The organism is Asticcacaulis sp. AC402 (genome assembly GCF_000495835.1).
Classification (GTDB): domain Bacteria; phylum Pseudomonadota; class Alphaproteobacteria; order Caulobacterales; family Caulobacteraceae; genus Asticcacaulis.
This window is the reverse complement of the sequence record NZ_AWGC01000012.1, coordinates 138,008-161,390: the sequence shown is the minus strand read 5'-3', so window position 1 is coordinate 161,390 and position 23,383 is coordinate 138,008. Positions and strand designations below refer to the sequence as shown.

18 protein-coding genes are annotated in these 23,383 nt (G+C 59.1%); 9 read left to right on the top strand and 9 right to left on the bottom strand.

Annotation, left to right across the window (positions count from 1 at the left end; translation table 11 throughout):
- Positions 1–11: 11 nt before the first annotated feature.
- From ABAC402_RS27120 to ABAC402_RS27100, 5 genes are all read left to right on the top strand, one after another.
- Positions 12–2,549 (top strand): cation-translocating P-type ATPase, encoded by a 2,538-nt coding sequence (locus tag ABAC402_RS27120; RefSeq protein WP_023448848.1) that lies wholly within the window; start codon positions 12–14, stop codon positions 2,547–2,549.
- A gap of 114 nt (positions 2,550–2,663) precedes the next feature.
- Entirely contained in the window at positions 2,664–3,548 is an 885-nt protein-coding gene (locus ABAC402_RS27115) for a universal stress protein (protein ID WP_235079921.1), read from the top strand.
- 129 nt (positions 3,549–3,677) lie between these two features.
- Entirely contained in the window at positions 3,678–4,820 is a 1,143-nt protein-coding gene (locus ABAC402_RS27110) for an aminotransferase (protein ID WP_023448846.1), read from the top strand.
- Between the two features lie 228 nt (positions 4,821–5,048).
- Positions 5,049–6,383, top strand: coding sequence for a guanine deaminase (guaD, locus tag ABAC402_RS27105; protein WP_023448845.1), 1,335 nt, complete (start codon positions 5,049–5,051; stop codon positions 6,381–6,383).
- Between the two features lie 148 nt (positions 6,384–6,531).
- On the top strand, positions 6,532–7,404 hold the full coding sequence (locus tag ABAC402_RS27100; RefSeq protein WP_023448844.1) for a GDSL-type esterase/lipase family protein: 873 nt from the start codon (positions 6,532–6,534) through the stop codon (positions 7,402–7,404).
- A 191-nt stretch (positions 7,405–7,595) separates the two neighbouring features.
- On the opposite strand, the gene ABAC402_RS27095 is transcribed toward ABAC402_RS27100, so the two are convergent.
- The 3 genes from ABAC402_RS27095 to ABAC402_RS40140 form a co-directional block, all read right to left on the bottom strand.
- A complete protein-coding gene (locus tag ABAC402_RS27095; protein WP_023448843.1) occupies positions 7,596–8,300 on the bottom strand; it encodes a response regulator in 705 nt (234 codons plus the stop codon).
- Positions 8,297–9,814 (bottom strand): ATP-binding protein, encoded by a 1,518-nt coding sequence (locus ABAC402_RS27090; protein WP_023448842.1) that lies wholly within the window; start codon positions 9,812–9,814, stop codon positions 8,297–8,299. The genes ABAC402_RS27095 and ABAC402_RS27090 overlap by 4 nt, the downstream gene beginning before the upstream one ends.
- A 171-nt stretch (positions 9,815–9,985) precedes the next feature.
- Positions 9,986–10,159: a hypothetical protein gene (locus ABAC402_RS40140; protein WP_155847339.1), complete on the bottom strand. Its 174-nt coding sequence runs from the start codon at positions 10,157–10,159 to the stop codon at positions 9,986–9,988.
- 454 nt (positions 10,160–10,613) lie between these two features.
- Here ABAC402_RS40140 and ABAC402_RS27085 point away from each other — a divergent pair, with 454 nt between their 5' ends.
- Both ABAC402_RS27085 and ABAC402_RS27080 read left to right on the top strand, forming a co-directional pair.
- On the top strand, positions 10,614–11,606 hold the full coding sequence (locus tag ABAC402_RS27085) for a TerC family protein (protein ID WP_031235344.1): 993 nt from the start codon (positions 10,614–10,616) through the stop codon (positions 11,604–11,606).
- On the top strand, positions 11,593–12,471 hold the full coding sequence (locus ABAC402_RS27080; RefSeq protein ID WP_023448840.1) for an ion transporter: 879 nt from the start codon (positions 11,593–11,595) through the stop codon (positions 12,469–12,471). Before ABAC402_RS27085 ends, ABAC402_RS27080 begins: the two co-directional genes overlap by 14 nt.
- 44 nt (positions 12,472–12,515) lie before the next feature.
- Here the strand turns inward: ABAC402_RS27080 and ABAC402_RS27075 are convergent, their stop codons facing one another.
- From ABAC402_RS27075 to ABAC402_RS27055, 5 genes are all read right to left on the bottom strand, one after another.
- Positions 12,516–12,866 (bottom strand): hypothetical protein, encoded by a 351-nt coding sequence (locus ABAC402_RS27075; protein WP_023448839.1) that lies wholly within the window; start codon positions 12,864–12,866, stop codon positions 12,516–12,518.
- Between the two features lie 300 nt (positions 12,867–13,166).
- Positions 13,167–13,568: a hypothetical protein gene (locus ABAC402_RS27070; RefSeq protein ID WP_031235342.1), complete on the bottom strand. Its 402-nt coding sequence runs from the start codon at positions 13,566–13,568 to the stop codon at positions 13,167–13,169.
- A 22-nt stretch (positions 13,569–13,590) separates the two neighbouring features.
- Complete coding sequence (locus ABAC402_RS27065; protein ID WP_023448837.1) at positions 13,591–14,529, bottom strand: alpha-E domain-containing protein; 939 nt, start codon at positions 14,527–14,529, stop codon at positions 13,591–13,593.
- On the bottom strand, positions 14,526–15,989 hold the full coding sequence (locus ABAC402_RS27060) for a circularly permuted type 2 ATP-grasp protein (protein ID WP_023448836.1): 1,464 nt from the start codon (positions 15,987–15,989) through the stop codon (positions 14,526–14,528). Before ABAC402_RS27060 ends, ABAC402_RS27065 begins: the two co-directional genes overlap by 4 nt.
- A gap of 24 nt (positions 15,990–16,013) precedes the next feature.
- Positions 16,014–17,930 (bottom strand): class II glutamine amidotransferase, encoded by a 1,917-nt coding sequence (locus ABAC402_RS27055; protein ID WP_023448835.1) that lies wholly within the window; start codon positions 17,928–17,930, stop codon positions 16,014–16,016.
- 144 nt (positions 17,931–18,074) lie between these two features.
- On the opposite strand from ABAC402_RS27055, the gene ABAC402_RS27050 reads away from it, so the two are divergent.
- Together ABAC402_RS27050 and ABAC402_RS27045 are read left to right on the top strand one after the other, a co-directional pair.
- Positions 18,075–21,413: a DUF2126 domain-containing protein gene (locus ABAC402_RS27050; RefSeq protein ID WP_023448833.1), complete on the top strand. Its 3,339-nt coding sequence runs from the start codon at positions 18,075–18,077 to the stop codon at positions 21,411–21,413.
- A 113-nt stretch (positions 21,414–21,526) separates the two neighbouring features.
- A complete protein-coding gene (locus tag ABAC402_RS27045; RefSeq protein WP_023448832.1) occupies positions 21,527–22,441 on the top strand; it encodes a tetratricopeptide repeat protein in 915 nt (304 codons plus the stop codon).
- Here ABAC402_RS27045 and ABAC402_RS27040 read toward each other — a convergent pair.
- A complete protein-coding gene (locus ABAC402_RS27040; RefSeq protein ID WP_023448831.1) occupies positions 22,438–23,313 on the bottom strand; it encodes an N-formylglutamate amidohydrolase in 876 nt (291 codons plus the stop codon). The two genes, ABAC402_RS27045 and ABAC402_RS27040, sit on opposite strands and share 4 nt — an antisense overlap.
- Between the last annotated feature and the right edge of the window lie 70 nt (positions 23,314–23,383).

The window sequence follows — 23,383 nt, the reverse complement described above, 5'->3', positions numbered from 1 at the left end:
TTGGGAACTAAGTGAAGGGTGAGAGCATCTCCGGTGGGCTGACGACGGCTGAAGCGCAGGCGCGCTTGCGTTCTGAGGGTTTCAACGAATTGCCCGCTGCCGAAAAGCGCACGCCTCTGCGGATTGTGCTCGAGGTGCTGCGTGAACCGATGCTGGTTTTGCTTCTGGCCGGCGGCGGCATCTATCTGGTGATCGGTGACCTTAAGGATGCCTTGGTCCTGTTGTGCTTTGCCATCATATCGGTGCTAATCACCGTAATTCAGGAGGCGCGCACCGAGAAGGTGCTCGAGGCCCTGCGTGACCTGACCAGTCCGCGGGCTCTGGTTATTCGCGATGGCCAACGCGGCCGAATCGCAGGCCGTGAGGTCGTGCGCGATGACGTTATCGTGCTGGCCGAAGGTGACCGGGTGCCTGCCGACGCCCTGCTTTTGACCACCCATGACCTCCAGGTCGATGAATCTCTTCTGACCGGCGAGTCGCTTCCTGTGCACAAAGCCAAGGCGAAGGATGACAGGGGACAGGTCTTCTCCGGCGCCTTGATCATTCGCGGCACCGGCTTGGCAGAAGTCGTGGCCACAGGCGTCCACAGCAGGATCGGCCGGATCGGTCATTCGCTCAAAAGCCTTAAGCCAGAAGTTTCGAGACTTCAGACCGAAACACGCAAGCTGGTCTTGATGTTTGCCAGCGTCGGCGGCGTGGTCTGCGCGATTGTTGTCATCCTCTATGGACTTTTCCGCGAAGGCTGGCTCCAGGCAGTTCTCGCTGGCATTGCCTTGGGCATGTCAATGCTGCCGGCAGAGTTCCCTGTTGTCCTGACGGTTTTTAAGGCCATGGGGGCGTGGCGGATTTCGCAGGCCCGGGTCCTGACGCGAAAGGCCTCCGCTATAGAAATTCTGGGGTCAGCGACCGTCCTGTGCACGGACAAGACCGGGACTCTGACTGAAAACAAGATGTCTCTGGCCGAGTTGCGGCTCAGCAATGGCCAGGTGGCGCGCGCCGATGCACCCCTCGTGACGGACTTTCTGGACCTGGCCGAGTTTGGCCGGTTGGCCAGTGAGGCCGAGCCTTACGACCCGATGGAAAAGGCGTTTCACGCCTTCGCGCCGAAGCCGGGTGCGTCACGAATCGTCTCCGGGAAACTCGTCAAATCCTATGGCTTGCGGCCCGACTTTCTCGTCATGTCCCAGGTCTGGCAGCCAGACGACGCCGGCCTGGCGATGATCGTGGCGGCCAAGGGTGCGCCGGAGGCCATAGCTGAACTGTGCCGGCTTGGCGCTGACGAAGTCGCGGCGGTAAAACTATCGGTAGCAGCTATGGCCGGGCAGGGCCTGCGTGTCCTTGGTATTGCCAGGGCGCACCATGACGGGGCAGGGTTTCCCGCCAGCCAGCGCGATTTCGCGTTCGAATATCTGGGCCTGGTCGGCCTGGCGGATCCGTTGCGTGCCAGCGTCCCGGAGGCCATAAAGGAATGTCGCAGGGCGGGTATCCGCGTCATCATGATTACCGGCGACTATCCCGTCACAGCCCAATCCATCGCGCGCCAGGCTGGGCTTTTTGACGGAGCTGCCAGCGACGAGGTGGTCAGCGGCGACGCCCTTGCCGCCATGGACGACGCCGCTCTGGCGGAGATGCTTACACGCGTGAGCGTCTTCGCCCGCATCCAGCCGGAGCAGAAGCTGCGCCTGGTTCAAGCCCTGAAGGTGAATGGCGAGATCGTCGCCATGACCGGCGACGGCGTCAATGACGCGCCGTCGATCAAGGCAGCTCATATTGGCATCGCGATGGGTGGTCGCGGCACAGACGTGGCCCGCGAGGCCGCCTCCATCGTGCTGCTGGACGACGATTTTGGCTCTATCGTCAAGGCCGTGCGGCTGGGCCGGCGCATCTATGACAATCTGCGCAAGGCCATCGCCTTTATCTTCGCTGTCCACGTTCCGATTGCCGGCCTTGCACTCCTGCCACTGGTCTTTGGTCTGCCGATTCTGTTCGGCCCGATGCATATCGCCTTCCTGGAGATGGTGATCGATCCGGTCTGTTCGCTGGTCTTCGAAGCCGAAAGCGAGGAGGACGACGTCATGAACCGTCCGCCCCGAGCCCCGCAGGCGCCCTTGTTTTCAAAGGAACTAATTGCCTGGAGCGTCTTGCAGGGGGCATTGGCGCTGTCGCTGGTGGCGGCGATTTTTATCGTGAGCCTGCGCCTCGGCGTGGTCGAGAACGAAGTTCGCGCCCTGGCGTTCGTGTCGCTGATCCTGAGCATCGTCGCGCTGATCTTCGTCAACCGCTCTTACAGCGCCTCGTTGTTGACGGCGTTGAAGGGGCGAAATACGGCAATGGGCTATGTACTGTCAGGCGTCGTGGTCATGCTGGCCGTGATCTTGCTGTGGCCGTGGGCGCGTGACCTCTTCCGCTTTGGCCCGCTGAACGGATACGGCCTGGTGCTGTGCCTGGGTGCCGGAGTCATCACCTTGCTCTGCCTGGAGGGCCTGAAACCCTTATGGCGCAGATGGCTGTCGTCGCCACGTGCCGCAGGCGGGATGCGCAACATCTAGCGAGGGATGAGTTTTGATGGAATCAAAACTCATCCCTAAGTTTTTGTTTCATCGCGCAATTTATCCGAAAAGTGGTGTCCACTGTATCGGAGTGCGCTCGCCCGGAGTGAAATCATGTCGATTCGATCCCTTATGTGCTTGTTCGGGGGCAAGACCTACGAACGTAATGCCCTCGATACCGCCTTCAATCTGGCGCGCGCCTGTGGGGGTCGGTTGCAGATCATCCATGTGGCCCCGCCATCAGTTCTGTACGAAGTGTCGCGCGGAGCGATGTCCCACGCAGCAGGGCCAGGCGTGATCGACGAATGCGAAGAGGATGCCCGCGAGCCGGCAGATATAGCGTTGGCCTACGTGACGGAGAGGTCTGCTTACCATAGCGTCCCCCTGGTTGCCATTCACCACCCGGCCGCCTCAGACCACGCGCTTGCAACCTTTTGCTCCCTCATGGGGCCCGTCGACCGATGTCTGCCCGCCGCCGCCCGCTGCGTCGACCTGATCGTCGTTGGCCAGGACGGTGGCCGTGGCGGCCACACGGAAACGGTGCTGACCGCTTTGTTCAATACCGGAAGTCCGGTGATGGTCGTTCCCTGGGTCTGCGACTCGCCGCTGTCAGCAAGAGGATACGCCGGTAAGGTCGTGGTGGCCTGGGACGGAAGCCTTACGGCTTCGCGCGCCCTGCGGTCCGCCTTGCCGCATTTGTCGCACGCCGACAGCGTTTATCTGGTCAGCGTCGAGGGCATGGGCGACCCCTATGACGCGACCGGTGAAGCCACAGTCCTGGCCTATCTTGCCTGTCACGGCATATCTGCCGAGTTCATCCGTGCCGAACGCGTGGCGCACAGTATCGGACATATCCTGCTGGAAAAGGCCGGTGACCTGAAGGCTGACCTTCTGGTGGCCGGCGCCTATGGCTGGGGTCACATTGGTGAGCTCACTCTGGGCAGTGTCAGCAACCATATCCTCAAGCACGCTCACCTGCCGCTGCTCCTGGCCCATTGACGTTGCCACTCTAAGTTTTTGTTTTGCAGCGCAATTGGTCCGAAAAACGGCGTCCACTTTATCGGATTGCGCTCCAGGTGACCTCGCCCGGCACCTTGATTTTCCAACCCGCTGGCGTATGACCTGCGCATGAACCCTGTTTTCCGCGATCTGAAGACCTCGATTTTCGAGATCATGTCGGGCGAAGCCCGCCGGCTGGGTGCGGTCAATCTGGGCCAGGGTTTCCCCGAAAGCGACGGCTTCCCCGATGTCCGTCTGGCGGCCGGCGGAGCCCTGATGACCCAATCGAACCAGTATGCCCCGATGCGCGGCTTAGCCGTTCTGCGCCAGGCGGTGTCGGACTTTTATCAAAAACATCAGGACATCGAACTCGATCCCGACCGTCAGGTCATGATCACCTCCGGCGCCACCGAAGCCATCTGCGCTGCTATCCTTGCCCTGGTCTCTCCGGGCGACGAAGTGGTGGTGTTCGAGCCAATGTATGACGCCTATGTGCCGCTGATCCGCCGCGCCGGCGGTATTGCGCGCATCGTGCAGTTGTCGCCGCCGCATTGGCGCTTCAGCCAGGCCGACCTGCACGCTGCCTTCAATGCGCGCACGAAACTGGTCCTGCTGACCACGCCCAACAACCCGACCACCCACGCCCTGGGCCAGGCGGAACTGCGGCTGATCGAGCACTATGCTGAACGCCACAACGCCTACGTCGTCAGCGATGAGGTCTGGGAACAACTGGTCTTCGACGATCCGCACCTCAGCGTACTGCACCTGCCGGGACTTTCCCGGCGTGCTTTGAAAATCGGCTCGGCCGGGAAAATCTTTTCCCTTACCGGCTGGAAGGTTGGATTTGTCTGTGGCCCGGCCGAACTGGTCGATCAGGTCGCCCGTGCCCACCAGTACATCACCTTCTCGACCCCGCCGGGCCTGCAACATGCTGTCGCCTATGGCCTCAACCTGCCGGCCGAACGCTTCACCGAGGCGCTCGAGGGCTTTCGGGCGCAGCGCGATGACCTGTGCCGGGGCCTCAGCGATGCCGGTTTCACCGTCCTGCCATCGCAGGGCACCTACTTCGTTAACATCGACCTCGAAGCCTCCGGCGTCACCATGCCCGGCCTCGAATTCGCCTTCCACCTGCTGAACAATCATGCCCTGGCGACTATACCCCTGCAGGCCTTCTGCGAATCCGGCCGCAATCTTCCCGTCCTTCGGCTGTGCTTCGCCAAGGCGCCGGAAAGCCTCGCCAAGGGCATCGCCGCGCTCAAGGCGGCGCGTTAACGTATTCGCACTTGCAAACCGACGTAAGGCGTTTCACTCTTGCCCAATCCAGGAACCGGAACACGACGGCATTACTGAAACCGCCAAGGCCTTTGGGCTGGATTTGTGCCAAGCCTGCCGGCCCGGCGTGCACGTCTAGAGCGGGGTTTTGATTCCATCAAAACTCATCCTGTTCTGGAGAAACTTGGAGGAGAAGGAAGCAGGAACTTCAACTGTGAGAGACTCGCCATGCAGAGGCCACGCAGCTATCTCGGTCGTTTTTGTCACGCACCGGTTCAGGGGCAGGTCGAATGTCTGGAAGACGCCCTGGTGTCGGTCGACGAAGACGGATGCATCGTTTCCGTCCTGCAACCCTCCGACGACGGTTACAACCGCCTTCTCAGCGAAGGTCCGGTCGAATCGATGCCCAAGGATGCCTATGTCCTGCCGGGGTTTTGCGACCTCCACGTTCACGCCCCGCAGTGGCCACAGATTGGCAAGGCGCTGGATGTGCCGCTCGAGGTCTGGCTGCAACGCTACACCTTTCCGCTCGAAGCGCGCTATTGCGATCTGGGTTTTGCCCGGACTGCCTATGGCGGCCTCGTCGCTGACCTGCTGTCCAACGGCACCACCACGGCGCTCTACTTCGCCACCATCCACCAGGATGCCTCGCGGTTACTGGCCGATATCTGCCTGGAGAAAGGCCAGCGCGCCCTGATCGGCAAGGTGGTCATGGACAATCCGGACCAGTGTCCCGACATCTATCGCGACCGATCCACCGACGCAGCCCTACGCGGCACCGACGATTTCATAACCTATGTCCGCAGCCTGAACAGCGATCGTATCAAGCCGGTTGTGACGCCGCGATTCATCCCATCGTGCACCGACGCCGCGCTGGACGGCCTGGGTCACATCGCCAGGTCATTTGCCTGCCACGTCCAGACCCATTGTTCGGAAAGTGACTGGCAGCACCGCTACGTCCTGGAGCGTCACGGCATGAGCGATACCGAGAGCCTGGATCGTTTCGGGCTTTTGACGCGCCATACTGTCCTGGCCCATGGCAACTTCCTCAGTGCGAGCAATATGGATACTCTGGCAGCACGCGGTTGCGGGGTTGCGCATTGTCCGTTGTCGAACGCCTATTTCTCCAACGGGGTCTTTCCGTTGAAGCGCGCTCTGGAAAAAGGCGTGCGTGTCGGTCTGGGCAGCGATATTTCCGGCGGGCCGTCGTCCTTCCTGCCGGACAGTCTGCGGGCGGCGGTGCTCGCCTCGCGATTGCTCAATGACGGCGTTGACTGCGAAAAGCCTTACGACGACCGCGGTGTTCGCGACACGCAGATTGACTGGCGGACAGCATTTTACCTGGCCACGCGGGGCGGCGCCGATGCCCTGGACCTGCCCGTTGGCAGTTTTGAGGTGGGCCGCCAGTTCGACGCGGTGCTGATCGATCCGCATGCCGTAGGCGGCAGTGTGAACCTGATGGACGGATATGACACGGTCGTCGAAGGTTTGCAGAAGGTACTGTACACGGCGAACAAGGCCAACATTGTCCGGGTCTGGGTGGCGGGTCGGGCCGTGTTTTGACAAAAATGAAGTTTACGTGGCTTAATCGGGCAGGCATGTCTCAGCCCCCGTTCAACCGATATTCTGCACTGGCAACAAGGTCAGATTTGGGGTCGATTTGCCCCTCAAGATTGAATTGTGATGAGGGGCTCGAAAGGATTGACTTTAAATGAATCAACTTCAGAACATCTTCTCCGGTAAAGAAGCTGATTTCAAACGTAGTGCGGGCCTCATGCGGTTGGCATGCACGTCCATTTTTGTGCTTGGCATTGTCGTAGCGCCACAGACGGGGTCTTCGCAGGATTTCCAGTCTGGAAAGGCCCAGGAACGCGTCGAATATTGGCAAAAGCGCCAATCGTATATCGACGCCTTTGTCGCCGCAGACAATAACCTGTCGGCCATAAAGCTCGTATTTCTGGGAGACTCGATTACCGATTTTTGGACGCTAAAAGAGAACCCTTGGGTCAAGGGTCAAATGTGCGGCGGGAATATCTGGGCTGAAAGTTTTTCCGGAGTGGAGCCTGAAAACCTGGCTTTGAATCTTGGCATATCCGGAGACCGCACAGAACACATACTCTTTCGGCTGCTTCCAAAGTCATCCGGAGGATTGGGGCAACTGGATCGACCAGAGCTTCACCCTGATTACATTATCCTTCTCGCCGGAATTAACAATACTTGGGCCGGCGAGGACCCTGTCGCAGACAGCGTCTATGAAGGTATCAAGGCAATTGTCATCGCGGCACACGAGCGAAAGCCACACGCTAAAATTGTTTTGCAGTCATTACTGCCGACAAGCGACCCGATCAAAAATCGCGAAGTGGTGATTCCGGTCAACCAGCGCCTTCTGGAGCTCTCTGAAAGCCCCAGTTTTTCGCCGTACGTCCGCCATCTTGACCTCTATCCAAGCTTCTTGGATTCAACCGGAAACCAAATTGAAAGCTATTTCAATGACGGCCTGCATCCCAATGAAGCGGGGTATCGAGTCTGGCGCGACAGGCTCGTCGCCTTTCTCCGGTCCGAACGAAAGACACATTTAAGTTGAGAGTCTAGAGCGGGATGAGTTTTGATGGAATCAAAACGCCGCTCTAAATTTTTAATTTGTCGAGCAATTTTTCCGGAAATCGCTGCACACCTTGTCGGATTGCGCTTTAAGCTTTCTTTGCGCATCTTGAACCGAAGCGGGACATTGGTGATGGCCTGGACGACATGATGGTCGGTGATGCCTCAAACCCGCTATTCGCTGCCTCCGGCCGCTTCCAGGCGGTATCCTATGCCGGGCTCATTGACGATGAACTGGTCCCTGGCCGGGTCAAGTTCAAGCTTTTGTCTCAGTTGTGCAATGTAGATACGAAGGTACTGATTGTCCTCGACGTGGGCGTCACCCCAAACCTTCTGCATCAGGTATTTGTGGGTCAGGAGCTTGCCTGCATGGGACGCAAGTACCTTTAGAAGCGCAAACTCCTTTGGCGAAAGCTTGACGGGATTATCTCGAACCGTAACCTTGTGAGCTGACAGATCGATACAGAGGTCCCCGACCTTCACTACGGTGTCCTCTGCTATGGTAACGATGGCGTCGCGCAGGGCGGCGCGCAGGCGGGCCAATAATTCGCCTGTCCCAAACGGTTTGGTCACGAAGTCATTGGCGCCCAGATCGAAAGCTTTGATTTTCTCGTCTTCATGATCACGCGCCGACACAATGAGAATCGGCATTTTCGACCAGGTGCGCAACACAGAAATGACCTCGGCGCCATCTATATCGGGAAGACCAAGATCAAGCAAAACGGCATCAGGTTTGACGGACGTTGCAAGCCTGACACCTTCACGCCCTGTCTCCGCCGGAATGACCGTATAGTCGTGCGAGGTCAGTGTGATGGTAAGAAACTTGCGGATCTGCGGGTCGTCTTCGATGACGAGTATCTTGGGCTGCAATCCGCTCATTCGGCTTCCTCCTGCGGTACAAGAACTGGCAGTGTAATGTCTGACGGCAAACTCAGGCGCATGCAGGCTCCGGTCCCGTCCGGAGGATCGATGGCGGCTACAGTACCTGCGTATACATTCATGATCTCGCGGCAGATATACAGGCCAAGACCGGTACCTGCGATCTTACGGTCGCCCTCCGCTGCCCGGTAAAATTTCGTAAAGACCTGTTCACGAAGCGGTGTTGGAATGCCGTCGCCATCATCATCAATGTCGATAAGGACTCCGTCCGGCGTGACTCGCGCTTCGATCGTGATGTCACCCTCAAGCGGACCATATTTTATGGCATTCTCAATAAGATTGAGCAGCACGAGATCGAACAGGGACGGGTTCACATTGAGGAGGGGAAAACCTGGCTCAATGATGATCCGGAAGGTTTGCATGCCGATCAAGGGGCGTAACGTGCGTAATACGCCGGATACGGCATCACGGATATGTACGGGTTCGCATTTTGGCCTGACACCTGCCTCGAGACGGCTGACCTCCACCAGGTTGACGACAAACCGGTTCAGCCTTTGCGCCTCAGTGAGGCCATCGCTTACAAGATCACGCGCATCAGCGTCCACGCGTGATTGCAGCGTTTCAAGGGCGCCGATGATGCCGACCAGGGGAGTCTTGAAATCATGAGACAGTGACGACAGCATTGCGCTCATGAAACGTTCACGATCGGCCTGACGGGTTTGCGCGGCATGCGCTTCTGTGATCATGGCGCGGCTGATGGCCAGGGCCACCTGCCCGGCAAGCGTGGGAAGAAAACGGAAGGGAAAACTCTCTGCAACGATCCGTTCTCCCTCCTGGGGCGTGAAGACCAAGGTCCCCAGTCGACTATCGGCCTCCCCCAACTGCAGAATCAGACGGGGATCAACGCCAGCCGACCATTGACCAGGGCGCTCCTGAAAATGCGGTGTAAACTCTGTCTTGGAGCGAATGTCACTCATCTCACTTTCAAGAAAGATCCGGCACGGCATCCTGGTGATGACGCCAAGCCGTTGCTCGGCCGCTTCACAGACGTCCTTGACGGATGTTTTTCCTACAAGATCCTGATTAAGAAGGTACAAATCCGTCAATATGTCCTCGCGCGCCTGACCTTCACGGGTCATGCGCTTGAGTCTGGACGCAAGAGCACTCACAACCAGCGTAACGATGAGCAGGACGACAACCTTGGCCAAGGCTTGCGGATTGTTGAGATTAAACGTCCAAAGGGGAGGAATAAGGACCAGATTGTAAGCGGCGACACTCAGAACAACTGTAAAAAGGGCCAGCCTCAATTCAAAAAAAGCGGCCGCGCACAAGACCGGAAGTACGAACAAGATCCCGAGGGATTCCGGTGAAGGAAATCCTGCAGCAATAAGGCCGTAACTCAATCCCGCAACGGTCAGCACGGAGGCAAGACTCAGGAGCGCCTGCCACCACGTGGCATAGGCAAAAAATCTTGAACCAGGAGTCGCGTGCGCGTCAAATCTTGGTGGGTGCATTGGGGACAAGCTGCTCACAAAAGAAAGAAGCTGCCAAGGCCTGTGTGCCTTGGCAGCCAGTCTGACCGCAGGCGTTGCTGCAGTCTTCCCTGGGTTTCCACTGGAGGGGGGCGAAACCACAGGGAACAAACGATCCCGGCGTGATGGGGAGGTCGGCGGGATCGGAGCGGATCAGCGCATCATACTGGGTTTCTGGCGAAGGCTGCGTTTACGGATCTCACGGCGTAAGGATTTGAAATCCATCCTTTCATCGGCAAGCTCATCGTCACCGGGCCGCCGGCTCGCGCCACGTTGCGCAGGATAACGATAGCGACCTTCGATGACTGGGTAGTCTTCAGCACGCACGACTGTGTTCCTTTCCAAAAAACATGCCGCGTCTTGTCCGGCACGTGAGTTCATCCAAATCCACTTCAACCTGCGGAACGTCGTTTACTCGACCCTTCCCTGCAGACGTGTTGAGCGGGTGCTGTTCAGGCTGCTTGCCGCTTCGACACGAGACAACACTAGCCGTCCCAACCGCCAAAAGTCTGTGCAGATAAGTGTGTGATCGCGCTGTCTTTGTGCTGGGGAACTGTAGCCATTCCGTAAACATTTATCAGCACGGAAACAGCGGAATTCGCGCCAAAACCAGACAGCTTTCAAGCGGCGACAGACCCTAAGGTCGAGGCGGCTCGACGCGCATATTCGGATTCAGAAGCGCGCGAATGTGACAGCTGCTTATGGCACCGCTTACTGTTTCAACTTGCTCCTCGAAAAACGCCGTTTGCTTCAGGAGTACACCTCTTGGGGAGCCCATCGAATGGAAATCTTGTTTGAGCTCGTAATGGGCAAGCCCCTATGGATGTGGGGTACGTTTCTGGCCATTGTCGTAACGCTGTTGTCTTTCGATCTGGGTATCCTGCATCGCAAAACCCACGAGATCGGCATCCGCGAGAGCTTGTGGATGTCGGCTTTCTACATCGCGATTGCCCTCGCGTTTGGCGGCTGGGTCTGGTGGTCGCTCGGAGATCAGGCAGGCAAGGAATATCTGACGGGCTTCATCGTTGAAAAAACGCTGGCGATGGATAACGTCTTTCTCATCTCCTTGATATTTACCTACTTTGCTATCCCGCCCTTGTACCAGCACAGGGTGTTGTTCTGGGGGATTCTGGGCGTCATTGTTTTGCGCGGTATCATGATCGCGCTGGGGGCCACACTGGTCTCACAATATGGCTGGATCCTGTATGTCTTTGCCGTCTTCCTGATCTTTACCGGCGTGAAGATGCTGTTCATGGGTGACAAGCATCCGGACATTGCCAGCAATCCGCTGTTAAAGCTGATGCGACGCATTTTCCCCATCAGCGACCAACTTGATGGCCAGAAGTTCCTGACACGCCAGCCCGATCCCAAAACCGGAAAGTGGCGCGTCTACGCAACACCCTTGCTGGTGGCGCTGTTAATGATCGAGTTCGTCGATCTTGTTTTTGCGGTCGACAGCGTGCCGGCGATCTTTACCATTACGCTGGACCCGTTCATCGTTTTCACCAGCAATATCTTTGCCATTCTGGGCTTGCGGGCCCTGTACTTTGCGCTGGCGGCGATCATTCATCGCTTCAGATACCTAAAGCCTGCCCTGGCGGTTGTCCTCATCTTTATCGGCTCGAAAATCTTCATTGCCGATGCCTTGGGCCTGGAAAAATTCCCGGCCAGCATTTCGCTCTCGGTGACATTGGGTCTGATCGCCATCGGCATCATTGTTTCACTCATCAAAACATCCGGTCCGAAATCTGAGAACGACCATGGCAAAGATTAAGGCTCTGCGTGAGAAACTCCGGGCAGGTTTGGAGCATCCGGTCTGCACCCTAGCCATTGTCGTCCTGATCATTGTCAATGCCATGGTGCTGGGGCTAGAAACCTATCCGTCAGTGATGCGCCTGTTCGGACCGCAGTTAATGGCCCTCGACCAGGCCCTTTTGAGCGTGTTCGTGATTGAACTGGCGCTGCGTTTGCTGGCACAAGGTCCCCGCTTTCTGCGTGATCCATGGAACCTGTTCGATACCATCGTCGTCGCCGTTGCTTTGCTGCCAGCATCGGCTGCCTTTAGCGTGCTGCGCGCCCTGAGGGTTTTGCGTGTCCTGCGACTGATTTCTGTTTTCCCAAGCCTGCGCCGAGTGATCGGCGGTATCGTGGCAGCTCTGCCAGGGATCGGCTCAATTGCCGCTATTCTCTTTATATTTTACTACGTTTCGGCGGTTATGGCGACAAAGCTGTTTGGCGCAACCTACCCCCATTGGTTCGGCAGCCTTGAGGCGTCGCTGTTCAGCCTGTTCCAGATCATGACGCTCGAGGGATGGGCGGACATGACACGTGAACTGGCGCAAACCCATAGCCTGGCCATCCCGTTCATGGTCGTCTTTATCGTGGTAGCAACCTTTACAGTCCTCAACCTGTTCATCAGCGTCATGCTGGATGCCATGCAGCGGGTCAATGCCTCGCCCACCATGCCCAACACGTCGCTGGAGCAGGTTAACATCGAAACGCTGATGGCGGAAACGGCAGCTCTTCGGCAGCAAGTCACAGCCATAGCCGCGAAGTTAAACACCCGACGCGACAGGCGCTTCTTCCAGAACTCGCGCAGGACAAAGGGAACGAGACAATTTAGCTCTTTGCGTCGATGATGATCGGGTGAGTCAGTAGAGCGCTTTCGGACGCCTGCCAGCCATCAGCCGCACTTCTGGTTATACAGGTTCTCGACCGTCTGCGCGACATCGCGCGCAGCATCCCGCATCGCCACGGCGGCGTCGTGATATTCCCCGCCGCTGTGGGACAGGATCTGGGTCATGGTCTCGCTGATCTGGGCGGCCTGTTTGTAGCTATAGACCGCCGAGCTGGCGTGCCGGCAGCGCGCTTCCTGCGTCGAACTGGCGTCAGCGGCCTGAAGTTCTTCCCAGCCGTAGTCGAGCTGCTTCTTTATGTCCCGTTTATAGCTGTTGTAGGTGAATTCGGCGCTCTGGGCTGTCGCGACCGTCGGCAGCAGCAGGAGACCGGACAGGGCGAAAAGGAGGGTGCGCATGGAAGAGTCCTCGTTGTTTCCTCCAAACTATTCAAAAGTTTCAAGTCAGTGCCAGTTACAAAGCTTGTAAGGTACGAACGGATCAGAAACACAGTTTGTGCGTGACTTCGCGCTTTACCGCGAAGAAGCGCGGGACGAGCGCGGGATGAGTTTTGGTGGAACCGCCCGTCCCATTTACGGGGGAGGCGAAGATGTTTCGAGCTAAAATCATAACGATCTAGCTTGCGGCCACCTCAACGCTGCAGGCTATACTCGGAACTCAGCGAGTTGAATATGTGCTGCGCAAACCGACGAAGGATCTCATAAACGGCCTTCAAGCCGGAGAATTTCCCGGCGCATAGCTTTCGAACAGATTTCAGTCTTTTCCAGGATATGGCCGTCCGGCCAGATCAGCCCCTCGGATACGGCCTCTCGCTTGAGTTGCTTAATATTCTCGACTCGACTGTACGCCCAAAGTTTCCATTTCGGTACGGCAAGTGACCACCATATCCAGCCTGAGGGTATGCCGAGGGCCGCCAGGCAGGCCAGCATCACATATGCAGGATCATAGATCGCCGCAGACACGAACGCCCGAATTTCAATGTCGAAAGATTGCACCGTGGCAAACAACCCCAATGTTCCCATTATGATCAACATCACCGGGAAATTAACGTGCCAGAAGCCGTGTCGCAACGCTTGCCGGATTGAAACATGGTCTTGCACCCGGTTTCCCCGCCCATTTGCTCTAATCCTTGAAGAAGCTCTCATAGATCGCCTCATCGACCAGGTTCATGTTGTACTGCAATACGTCGATGAACTCGTGCAGTCCGGTCGCGATAATCTGGGTCGCTTCTGATGCGGCGATCGTCTGAGTCAGGATGGCCATCTCGATGATCGCCTTGTTTGGCCGCTCGAAACCCCGTGACAGGTTGGACATGGTGTGCGCCGCCTCGTCCAGACAAAAGGCAACCGAGCGCGGGAACGCTTTTTCGAACAGCAGGAACTGCGTGACGTTCTTGTAGTTGATGGTGTGGAACTGCTGCCGGTACATTTCCACCGCATGAACCGACTTCAGCACTGCCCCCCACTGGACCGCGTCGGCCGGTGTATCGACCAGCGAGCGTTCCGGTAGCAGCAGGAAGTATTTAACGTCCAGGAGCCGCGCGGTCTTGTCGGCGCGTTCCAGCATCTGGCCCAGGTGGGCGAACTGCCAGCCCTGGCTGCGCGACATGGTGTTGTACATCAGCCCGGTCATCAGGTGTCCGGTGCGGCGGACCTGGGTGTAGTAGTCCATCAGGTCGGCGACGGACCGTTTGCGTGAATGGGCCTGGGTCAGGTGGTAAAGTTCATTGATCTTTTCCCAAACATCGACGGGCAACACTTCGCGCACGGTGCGAGCGTTTTCGCGTGCCCGAAAAATACACTGCAGGATCGAGTTGGGGTTCTTCTGGTCGAAGGTCAGGAACTTGAGAACGTTCTTTTCATCGGCGATCTGGTAGCGCTTACCGAAGGTTTCGTCGTCGCCAGAGGTGGCGACCAGCGGGTACCACTGGGTCGCCTGGCGGTCGAGCGTCATGTCGAGCATCAGGTGGGTATTGACGTCGATGAAGCGGGCGACATTGTCGGCGCGCTCCATATAGCGGGCCATCCAGTAGATGGAATTGGCGACACGGCTCAGCATCATGCCCCGCCCTCCAGGATATGGTCATCTTCACCCAGCACCCAGGTATCCTTCGACCCACCGCCCTGAGACGAATTGACCACGAGAGATCCCTTTTTCAAAGCCACCCGAGTCAACCCGCCCGGCAAGGTAAAAATTCCGTCTGAATACAGCGAATAAGGCCGAAAATCGACGTGGCGGCCTTCGATGGAACTGCCGCACAGGGTCGGCGCCCGCGACAGCGCCAGGGTTGGCTGGGCGATGTACTCGCGCGGTTTGGCCTTGATCTTCTCGGCAAATTCCTTCTGCTCGGCCTTGGTCGATTTTGGTCCGATCAGCATGCCGTAGCCGCCCGACAGATTGACCGCCTTGACCACCAGCTTGTCGAGATTGGCCAGAACATAGCTGCGCTCGGCATCGTCCTCGCAAATATAGGTGCGGACATTCTGGGCTATGGCCTCCTCGCCCAGGTAGTACTTCACAATTTTCGGAACATAGGCATAGATGGCCTTGTCGTCGGCAATGCCGGTGCCGGGCGCATTGGCCAGTGACACATTACCCTTCATATAGGCACGCATGATCCCCGGCACCCCGAGCAGCGAATCCTTGCGGAAGACCTCGGGGTCGATAAACTCGTCATCGATGCGGCGGTAGATTACGTCGACCCGGACCAGGCCGCCGGTGGTGCGCATGAACACCTTGTCGTCCTCGACCACCAGGTCGGAGTTCTGGCACAGGGGCACGCCCATTTGCTGGGCCAGGTAGGCATGTTCGAAGTAGGCGGAATTGTAGATCCCGGGCGTTAGCACCACAACGATAGCGTCCGCGCCGCGACCGTCCGGCGCGATGTATTTCAGCGCTCGGTACAACTGATCGCCATAGTTGGAAACCGGCCGGACTTTCATGGTATGGAAGGCCTGCGGGGTGATCTGCTTCAACACCGCCCGGTTTTCCAAAACGTAGGAAATACCTGACGGACAGCGCAGATTGTCCTCCAGCACATAGAACTCGCCATCGGCATCGCGTACGAAGTCGGTGCCGGAAATATGGGTCCACACGCCCTTGGGTGGTTTCAGGCCTTCGCACGGTTTCAGATAGCAGTTGGACGAAAAAATCATCTCGGCCGGGATGATGCCGTCCTTCAGGATTTTCTGGTCGTTGTAGATGTCCTGAATGAACAGGTTCAGCGCCAGTATGCGCTGGGCGATGCCCCGTTCCAGCTTATCCCACTCGCGCGCCGTGACGATGCGCGGGATGATGTCAAACGGCAGGATCTTCTCCGCACCCTTCTTGTCGCCATAGACGTTGAAAGTGTTCCCGGATTGATAAAGCGCGCTTTCGGCGGCAGCCTGGCGCCGGCCAATCTCGGGCCGGCTCAGGGTGTCGATCCAGTCGGTCAGGGGTTTGGCCGCGGCATGGGGTTTGCCGTCGCGCTCGAACAACTCGTCGTAGAAGCCGTTGGTCTGGTAGGTCTCAAGCGTCAAGCGATGTATCCTCGGGAGAAGCGGTTAGTTAAAGACCTCATTCATGGTGACCTGAACCCGCAGCGCTTCCTTGCCGCCACCGCGATAAATGGTGCCGGACGTCGGCGTAGCGTCGACATAGTTGCGGCCTGCGGCGACACGGACATGGTCCTGGGTGACGCGGCAGCCATTGGTCGGATCGAAACCGCGCCAGCCGAGATAAGGTATGTAAATCTCCGCCCAGGCGTGGGAGGCATCCGACTGGATCTTGTTTTCGTAATTGGCGCCGGTGAAGATATAGCCTACCCGGTAACGCGCCGGCACGCCCAGCAGGCGCGCGAGACAGATGAACAGGTTGGCGAAGTCCTGGCACACGCCTTCGCGTGAAGCGTAGACATCGAACGCCGTCGAACGCAGGGACGTCGCCCCTGGCACATAACGAAAATCGCGATAGATGGTCTGATTGATGTCGTTCAACGTGTCCATCAGGTGCTTGCCGTTGCGGTCGGCGAAGCTCATGGCATAGACGATCAGCTCGCGGATCTGGGTCTCGGGCAGTTCCGGCGGCCGCAGATAGGGCTCCATCATGATCTGCTGCCACGGCATCATGGTCATGGGGATGAAGGCCTGGCGCTGACCCAGCGAGTAGTCGTCGGGCGCCTGCCCATAGACCTTGACCAGCGACCGGCAAGAGACGGTCAGCTTCTTGTACGGCTTGATGATGCTGTAGTGGATGGTCTGGTTGCCGAAGACGTCCTCGAAGCGGACATCCTCACCTTCCGATGACAGCGACAGGGTGCAGTTCATTACCTCCTGGATCAGGTCCTCGGCCGGCATCAGCCGGAAGCTGTGGGTCGAGTGCTCAACTTCGTTTTCGTAGCCGTATTCGGTCGAGTGAACGACATCGTACAGCCGATAGGTCAAGGGCGATCCATCGGGCGCATGGGTGATGGCGCGCGGATTGAGAATGTTGTGGCTCACGGCCTTCATCTGCTGCAGCGACTGGACGATGCTAAGCTGTTGGGCCTGAGCCTGCTGGGAGGTAAAGGCGCGGCTGGGCGGATGGCGGGTGGGCTTGGGGGACACGACCACGCCCTGCAGGTGGCCATCCTTGTCGTGGACGACCTGCTGCGGGTGGGCGGGCTGTACGTCATCCTTCTTGTTGGTCCACAAGATGGCGCCGCGGCGGGCGATGATCAGTTGGCCCTTCTGCATCGGCTTCCAGTCGCCGCGATCGAAGGGCGTCGAACTAAAGATCAGGGCGGTACGGAAGGTGTCGCGCGGATTGTTCAGCGTGAAGGTGGCGGAATCGCTGTGATAACCGGCCTCAGAATGCGGAGGCTTGAGGCGCGAATAGTACAGCCGGGTCTCCGACTGGGAGCCGTAAAAGGCCGCCACCGTGATGCCATCGGAAATGACCATGTCGGCCGAACCGAGGTCATCCAGTTGCAGAAACCAGCTCAACAGCACCTGATGGTCGACTTCGGCGAGCGTCCGCGCGCCATAATCCTGGACCTTGCCCAACAGGAAACAGAAGGCTGCTTCCGAGTCGGTGCGCCCCATGGGTTCCAGAAAGATGGATTTGTTGAAATGCAGCTTGTTCAGCGCTGTCTTGTCGAGGTCGCCATTGTGCATGAACACCCAGTCCTGGCCGGCAAACGCCCGTGAGAACGGCTGGGTCTCGAGATGGGTATAGCCAGTGGCAGCGCCGCGGACCTTGCAGAAAAAAACGGTTGACCGGAAGGAGTCCCAGTCGTGCATGGCACCGCGCAGCGAGCCGGTGTCGCGCGCTGACGGGTCCTTGGCGACGACCGCACCCTTGTTGTCACCAGGGTACCAGGTGAGGCCCCAGCCGAGCGTATGTTCGCCTTTCTGGGGACCCTTACGGAACTTGAGGTCGATCGACGGCGAACTCAGACCGTCGAAGCTGAAGGCTAAAATATCACTCGAAATGGCACTCAAGGAACTTATCCTCTTTGTTGCAATGCAACTAGACTTTGTTACAAAGCAGTTGTCTAGTGGGGTTTGGCGTCAAATGACACTTTTTTTGCGATTCCGTAAACGCTTCGTTGCGGCGCATCGGTTTTCGAGAAGGTTCGGCACGGCATGAGCATATTGGCGGCGCAGCATCACGTCAGCGATTACCGTTACGACCGTCCGATCTCCTTAGGCCCGCAGGTGATACGCCTGCGTCCCGCGCCGCACACCCGTGCTCATGTCCAGTCCTATGCCCTTAAGGTATCGCCGGAAAACCACTTCATAAACTGGCAGCAAGACCCCTTCGGCAACTGGCTGGCGCGCATCATCTTTCCGGAAAAGACCAACTACTTTCGCGTCGAGGTCGACCTGGTCCTGGAGATAAAGGTCTTCAATCCGTTCGATTTTTTCCTTGAAGACTCCGCAAGTACAGTTCCCTTGCGCTATGCCGACGACCTGCAGGAAGAACTGGCACCCTATCTCGAAATCAAGGAAGACGATGACGTCCTGATGGACTATGTCCGCTCGGTTCCCGATCTGGCACCGTCTGGCGAGGCCTGGAAAACGGTCGATTTTCTGGTTGCCTTCAATCAGAAACTCAATGTCGATCTGGGCTATACCCTGCGCATGGAACCGGGCATCCAGACCTCGGCTGAGACGCTTAACAAGCTGCAAGGGTCGTGCCGCGACATGGCCTGGCTGGCGGTCCAGATCCTGCGACACAAAGGTTTAGCGACGCGGTTTGTCTCGGGCTACTCGATTCAGCTCAAGGCAGATATCGAATCCCTCGACGGGCCGTCGGGCGTGTCCCGGGACGTCACCGACCTGCACGCCTGGTATGAAGTCTACCTGCCCGGCGCCGGCTGGATCGGGCTGGACCCAACCTCCGGCATGTTCACCGGCGAGGGCCATATTCCCTTGTGCTGCGCGCCTAACCCGACCTCGGCGGCTCCGATCAGCGGGGCCCATGAGGCGGCGCAATCGATCTTCAGCCACGAGATGACAGTTGAGCGGGTCTATGAAAGCCGCCGCGTCACCAAACCGTTCGCCGACAGCGAATGGCAGGCGATCGATGCCCTGGGCCACAAGGTCGATGCCGCGCTTGACAAGCAGGATGTCCGCCTGACCATGGGTGGCGAGCCGACCTTCGTAAGTCTGGACGACCGCACCGGCGATGAATGGCATTTTACCGCTCTGTCACCCGAGAAGAAGAAGCTGGGCTATGACCTGTTCCAGCGCCTGGCGGCTAAGTTTGCCAATGCTCCTCTGGCCCAGCATGCTCAGGGCAAGTGGTATCCGGGCGAAATCCTGCCGCGCTGGGCGATGAACATGTACTGGCGCGCCGACGGCAAGCCGGTGTGGCTGGACGCAAAGCTGCTGGCCGATCCGGAGGGCCATAATTCTGACTCTTGGGGCAAGCTTAAGCCCGAAGCCGCCAACACGTTTCTGTCGGCCCTGGCCGATGTCCTGGGCGTGGATGCGGCGCATGTCGTGCCCGCCTATGAGGACCTGCCATACCTGCTTTGGAAGGAACAGCGCATCCCGCTGGAAGGCGAGTTGCTGACCGCCGACCTGTTCGAAGCCACGGAACGCAAACGCCTGCAGGCCAAGCTGGACGAGAATGTCGGCAAGCCGACCGGCTACGTCCTGCCGCTGACCTTCTCGGCGAAGACCAATGGCTGGCTGTCCAATGCCTGGGCGTTTAAGGCCGGCCGGATGATGCTGATTCCGGGCGATTCGCCGGTGGGCCTGCGCCTGCCCCTGGGCGCTCTGCCGGTGGTCGACGCCGACCTGGCAGAGGTGCACTACGTCCCGCCGCGCTCGCCTTTTGCTGCGGTCGATCCGCTTCCCGACGCAGCCGAAGCCATGAAGACCTACAGCGCCAGGCTGAACCAGACCGCTTCGTCGGCTTCGCCGACACCTCCCCATCGTCATGGGGAGGAAAGTGGTCCGAACGGACTGGTCCGATCCGCCCTCTGTGCGGAAATCCGCGATGGCCAGTTGTTCCTGTTCCTGCCGCCCCTGACCTATGCCGAGCACTATTTCGACCTGATCCACGCTATCGAAGCCGTGGCGGCAAAGCAGAACCTACCGGTCGTGATCGAAGGCTACGGGCCGCCGCGCGATCACCGCATTGAAAGTATGTCGGTCACCCCCGACCCGGGCGTCATCGAGGTCAATATCCAGCCGGCGCGAAACTGGGACGAGCTGAAATTCATCATCGAAACCGTTTACGGCGAGGCGCGCCAGGCACGGCTCGTCGCCGACAAATTCATGATCGACGGCAAGCGCATCGGCACCGGCGGCGGCAACCATATCGTCATGGGCGCCTCCAAGCCCGAGGACTCGCCGTTCCTGCGCCGGCCGGACGTGCTGGGTTCAATGATCACCTTCTGGCAGCACCATCCGGCGCTCAGCTACCTGTTCTCGGGCCTCTATATCGGACCGACGTCCCAGGCGCCGCGCATCGACGAAGCCCGCCATGAGGCCCTGTACGAACTCGAAATCGCCCTGCGCAACCTGCCCGACGGCGAAGCGGAAAGCGCGCCCTGGCTGGTCGACCGGCTGTTGCGCAACCTGCTGGTCGACCTGACCGGCAATACCCACCGCGCCGAGTTCTGCATCGACAAGCTGTACAGCCCCGATTCCGACCGTGGGCGCCTGGGCCTGCTCGAAATGCGCGGCTTCGAGATGTCGCCGCACCCGCAGATGAACCTGATCCAGTCGCTGCTGATTCGCGCCCTGGTGGCCGCATTCTGGAAAAAGCCGTACCGCGCCCCACTGGTGCGCTGGGGCACGCAACTGCACGACCGCTACATGCTGGGCCACTATGTCCACGAGGATATGATGGAGGTGCTCGACTATCTCGCCGCCGCCGGCTTCAAGTTCGGCCGCGACTGGTTCATCCCCTTCTTTGACTTCCGTTTCCCGACGGTCGGAACCGTCCAGATAGGCGGTGTCACCCTGGAGCTGAAAAATGCCCTGGAACCGTGGCCGGTGATGGGCGAGGAACAGGCGGCCGGCGGCACGTCGCGCGGCGTCGACTCCTCGGTTGAACGCATGGAGGTCCGGCTGACCGGCGGCATCGGCTCGCAGCATGTCGTCACCTGTAACGGCCGTCGTCTGCCGTTGAGTCGTACGCGCGACAGCGATGTCCAGGTGGCTGGCGTACGCTACAAGGCGTGGGCGCCGTGGTCCAGCCTGCATCCCAACCTGCCGGTCGACACGCCCCTGGTTTTCGACGTGCTGGATACGCGGCTCGAACGGTCGCTGGGCGGCTGCCGCTATCACGTCATGCATCCGGGCGGGCGCAATTACGATGTCCTGCCGCTCAATGACAACGAGGCGGAAGGCCGCCGCCTTTCACGGTTCGAGGCGCCGACTCATACGCCCGGCAGGGTGAAAATCCCTCAGGCCGAGCCCAATCCGGATTATCCTCATACCCTGGACCTGCGTCGCAAGCCGTGATCGCGTTGCAGGGTTTGGTTTGGTCGCGCATTGCCTGAGAAACGTCGTGGCCACTTATCGGATTGCGCTGCGGGCCAGTTGGGCTATGAATATTACCAGCAGGGGAGGGCTTCATGGCCAAAAGCAAACAGAGCGCCGGTCTGGGGTTTGCCGTTATCATCGCGCTCGTGGTGGTGGCCGGTGCGACCGTCGCAATCACCCAGGACTGGAAGACAGGCCAAAACAGCCTCGTGGAAGGCCTCAAGGCCCAGACCGGCGACCCCGAAGCCCAGTATCGCAAAGCCATCAGCCTGCTGAACCAGCATGGCGTCATCGGCGCCGATCGCCAGGCGACGGAATGGCTGGAAAAGGCGGCCGGAGGCGGCCATGTCCCCGCCATGCTGAAGCTCGGCGATATTCGCAATGCCGGCTCCAGCGAGGCTGACGGCGATGCGGCGGTAGCCTGGTACGACAAGGCGGCCAAGGCCGGCAATATCGAAGCGATGCGCAAGCTGGGTATTGCCTATGCCATCGGTCGCGGGCGCAACGAGCCTGCCCCAGACAAGGCCCTGCCCCTGTTCGAAACCGCGGCCAGGGCAGGCGACGACGAGGCGAAGCTTCATCTTGGCCGGATGCTGGTGACGACGAAACGTGTCGATGAGGGTGTGACGTGGCTGACCAGGGCCGGCGAAACGGGCCAGGTGCGGGCGTGGTACGTCCTGGGCGATATGTATTACCAGGCGCGCAACGTCAAAAAGGATCAGGAGCGGGCCTTCGGCTATTTCGCCAGGGGCGCCGAAGGTGGCGAGGTCGAGGCGCAGCTACTTTACAGTTTCATGTTCCTGACCGGTCGTTCGACCAAGGCCGACAAGGCGGAAGCCTATAAGTGGCTGCTGATTGCCGACGAGTCCAAATCGCAGAAGACGCGCAGTGCCATGGCCTATCTTGAGCCCAGGCTGTCGCCGGCGGAAATGGCCGAGGGCAAAAAACGCGCCGATGCCTGGAAGGCCGCCAATCCGCGCAAGGTACCCAAACCGGCGGGAAGTTAAGGGTTTTGCGCCACCAAGGTGCGCGTCAAATGGCGAAACACCGCACGCAGCCGCTCCAGCCCGCCATGCGGTTCCAGGGTCGCCTCGTTCATATAAATCGTCCGATTGATTTCGATTTGCAAAGCTTCAATCCCTGCCTGAGGCTGGCCGTAGCTCTCGACGATGTAACCGCCGGCGAACGGCTTGTTCAGTCCGACGCGCAAACCGCCCGCTTCCAGCACACCGCGGACCTTGCGCACCAGCCAATCGCCGCAGGCGTCGCCGTGGCGGTTGCCCAGCACAATGTCGGGCTTGGGGCCGGCGATCGCGCTTAGCGCAGAACTGGGCATGGAGTGCCAATCGACCAGCACAACCGGGCGCCCCAATTGCCCGGCCTCGGTCAACAAACCTTGCAACATTTCATGATAGGGCCGGTGGATCATATCGAGCCGCCGGTTGACCTCCGCCATGTCGAGTGACGCGCGATAGATTTCCTGGTCGGCGCTGAGCCGGCGGGCGATGACGCCGAACCCGGCCTTGACGCGGGCACTGAGTGCCAGAGCAGCCTTGGGCAATTCACCGCGGATCAGCCGCGCGTCCAGCTCCAGCGGTGACCGGTTGACGTCGCAGAAGGCGCGGGCGTAGCGACAGGACAGGCCGTAGACGCCCAGATCCGGTGTGCAGCCGACCATATCGTCGACGAAGGCATCCTCGCTGGAGCGCAGGGCGCTTCCCTTCTGGCGCGCCTCGGCCACGAAACTGTCGGGGTAATAGCGTCCGCTGTGCGGCAGGCTGTAGACGACGGCGGTTCGCGGCGTGTGCGGGCGCACCACATCCATAGCAATGTCAGGGGTGTGCAGAAGGTGCCAGGGTGTGGGGACGGTTTCATCCATATTAAGCGTCTAGTAGGACATTCCTGTCACGTCTTCATCCCAAATTTACTTAACCCCGCCAATCTTGATG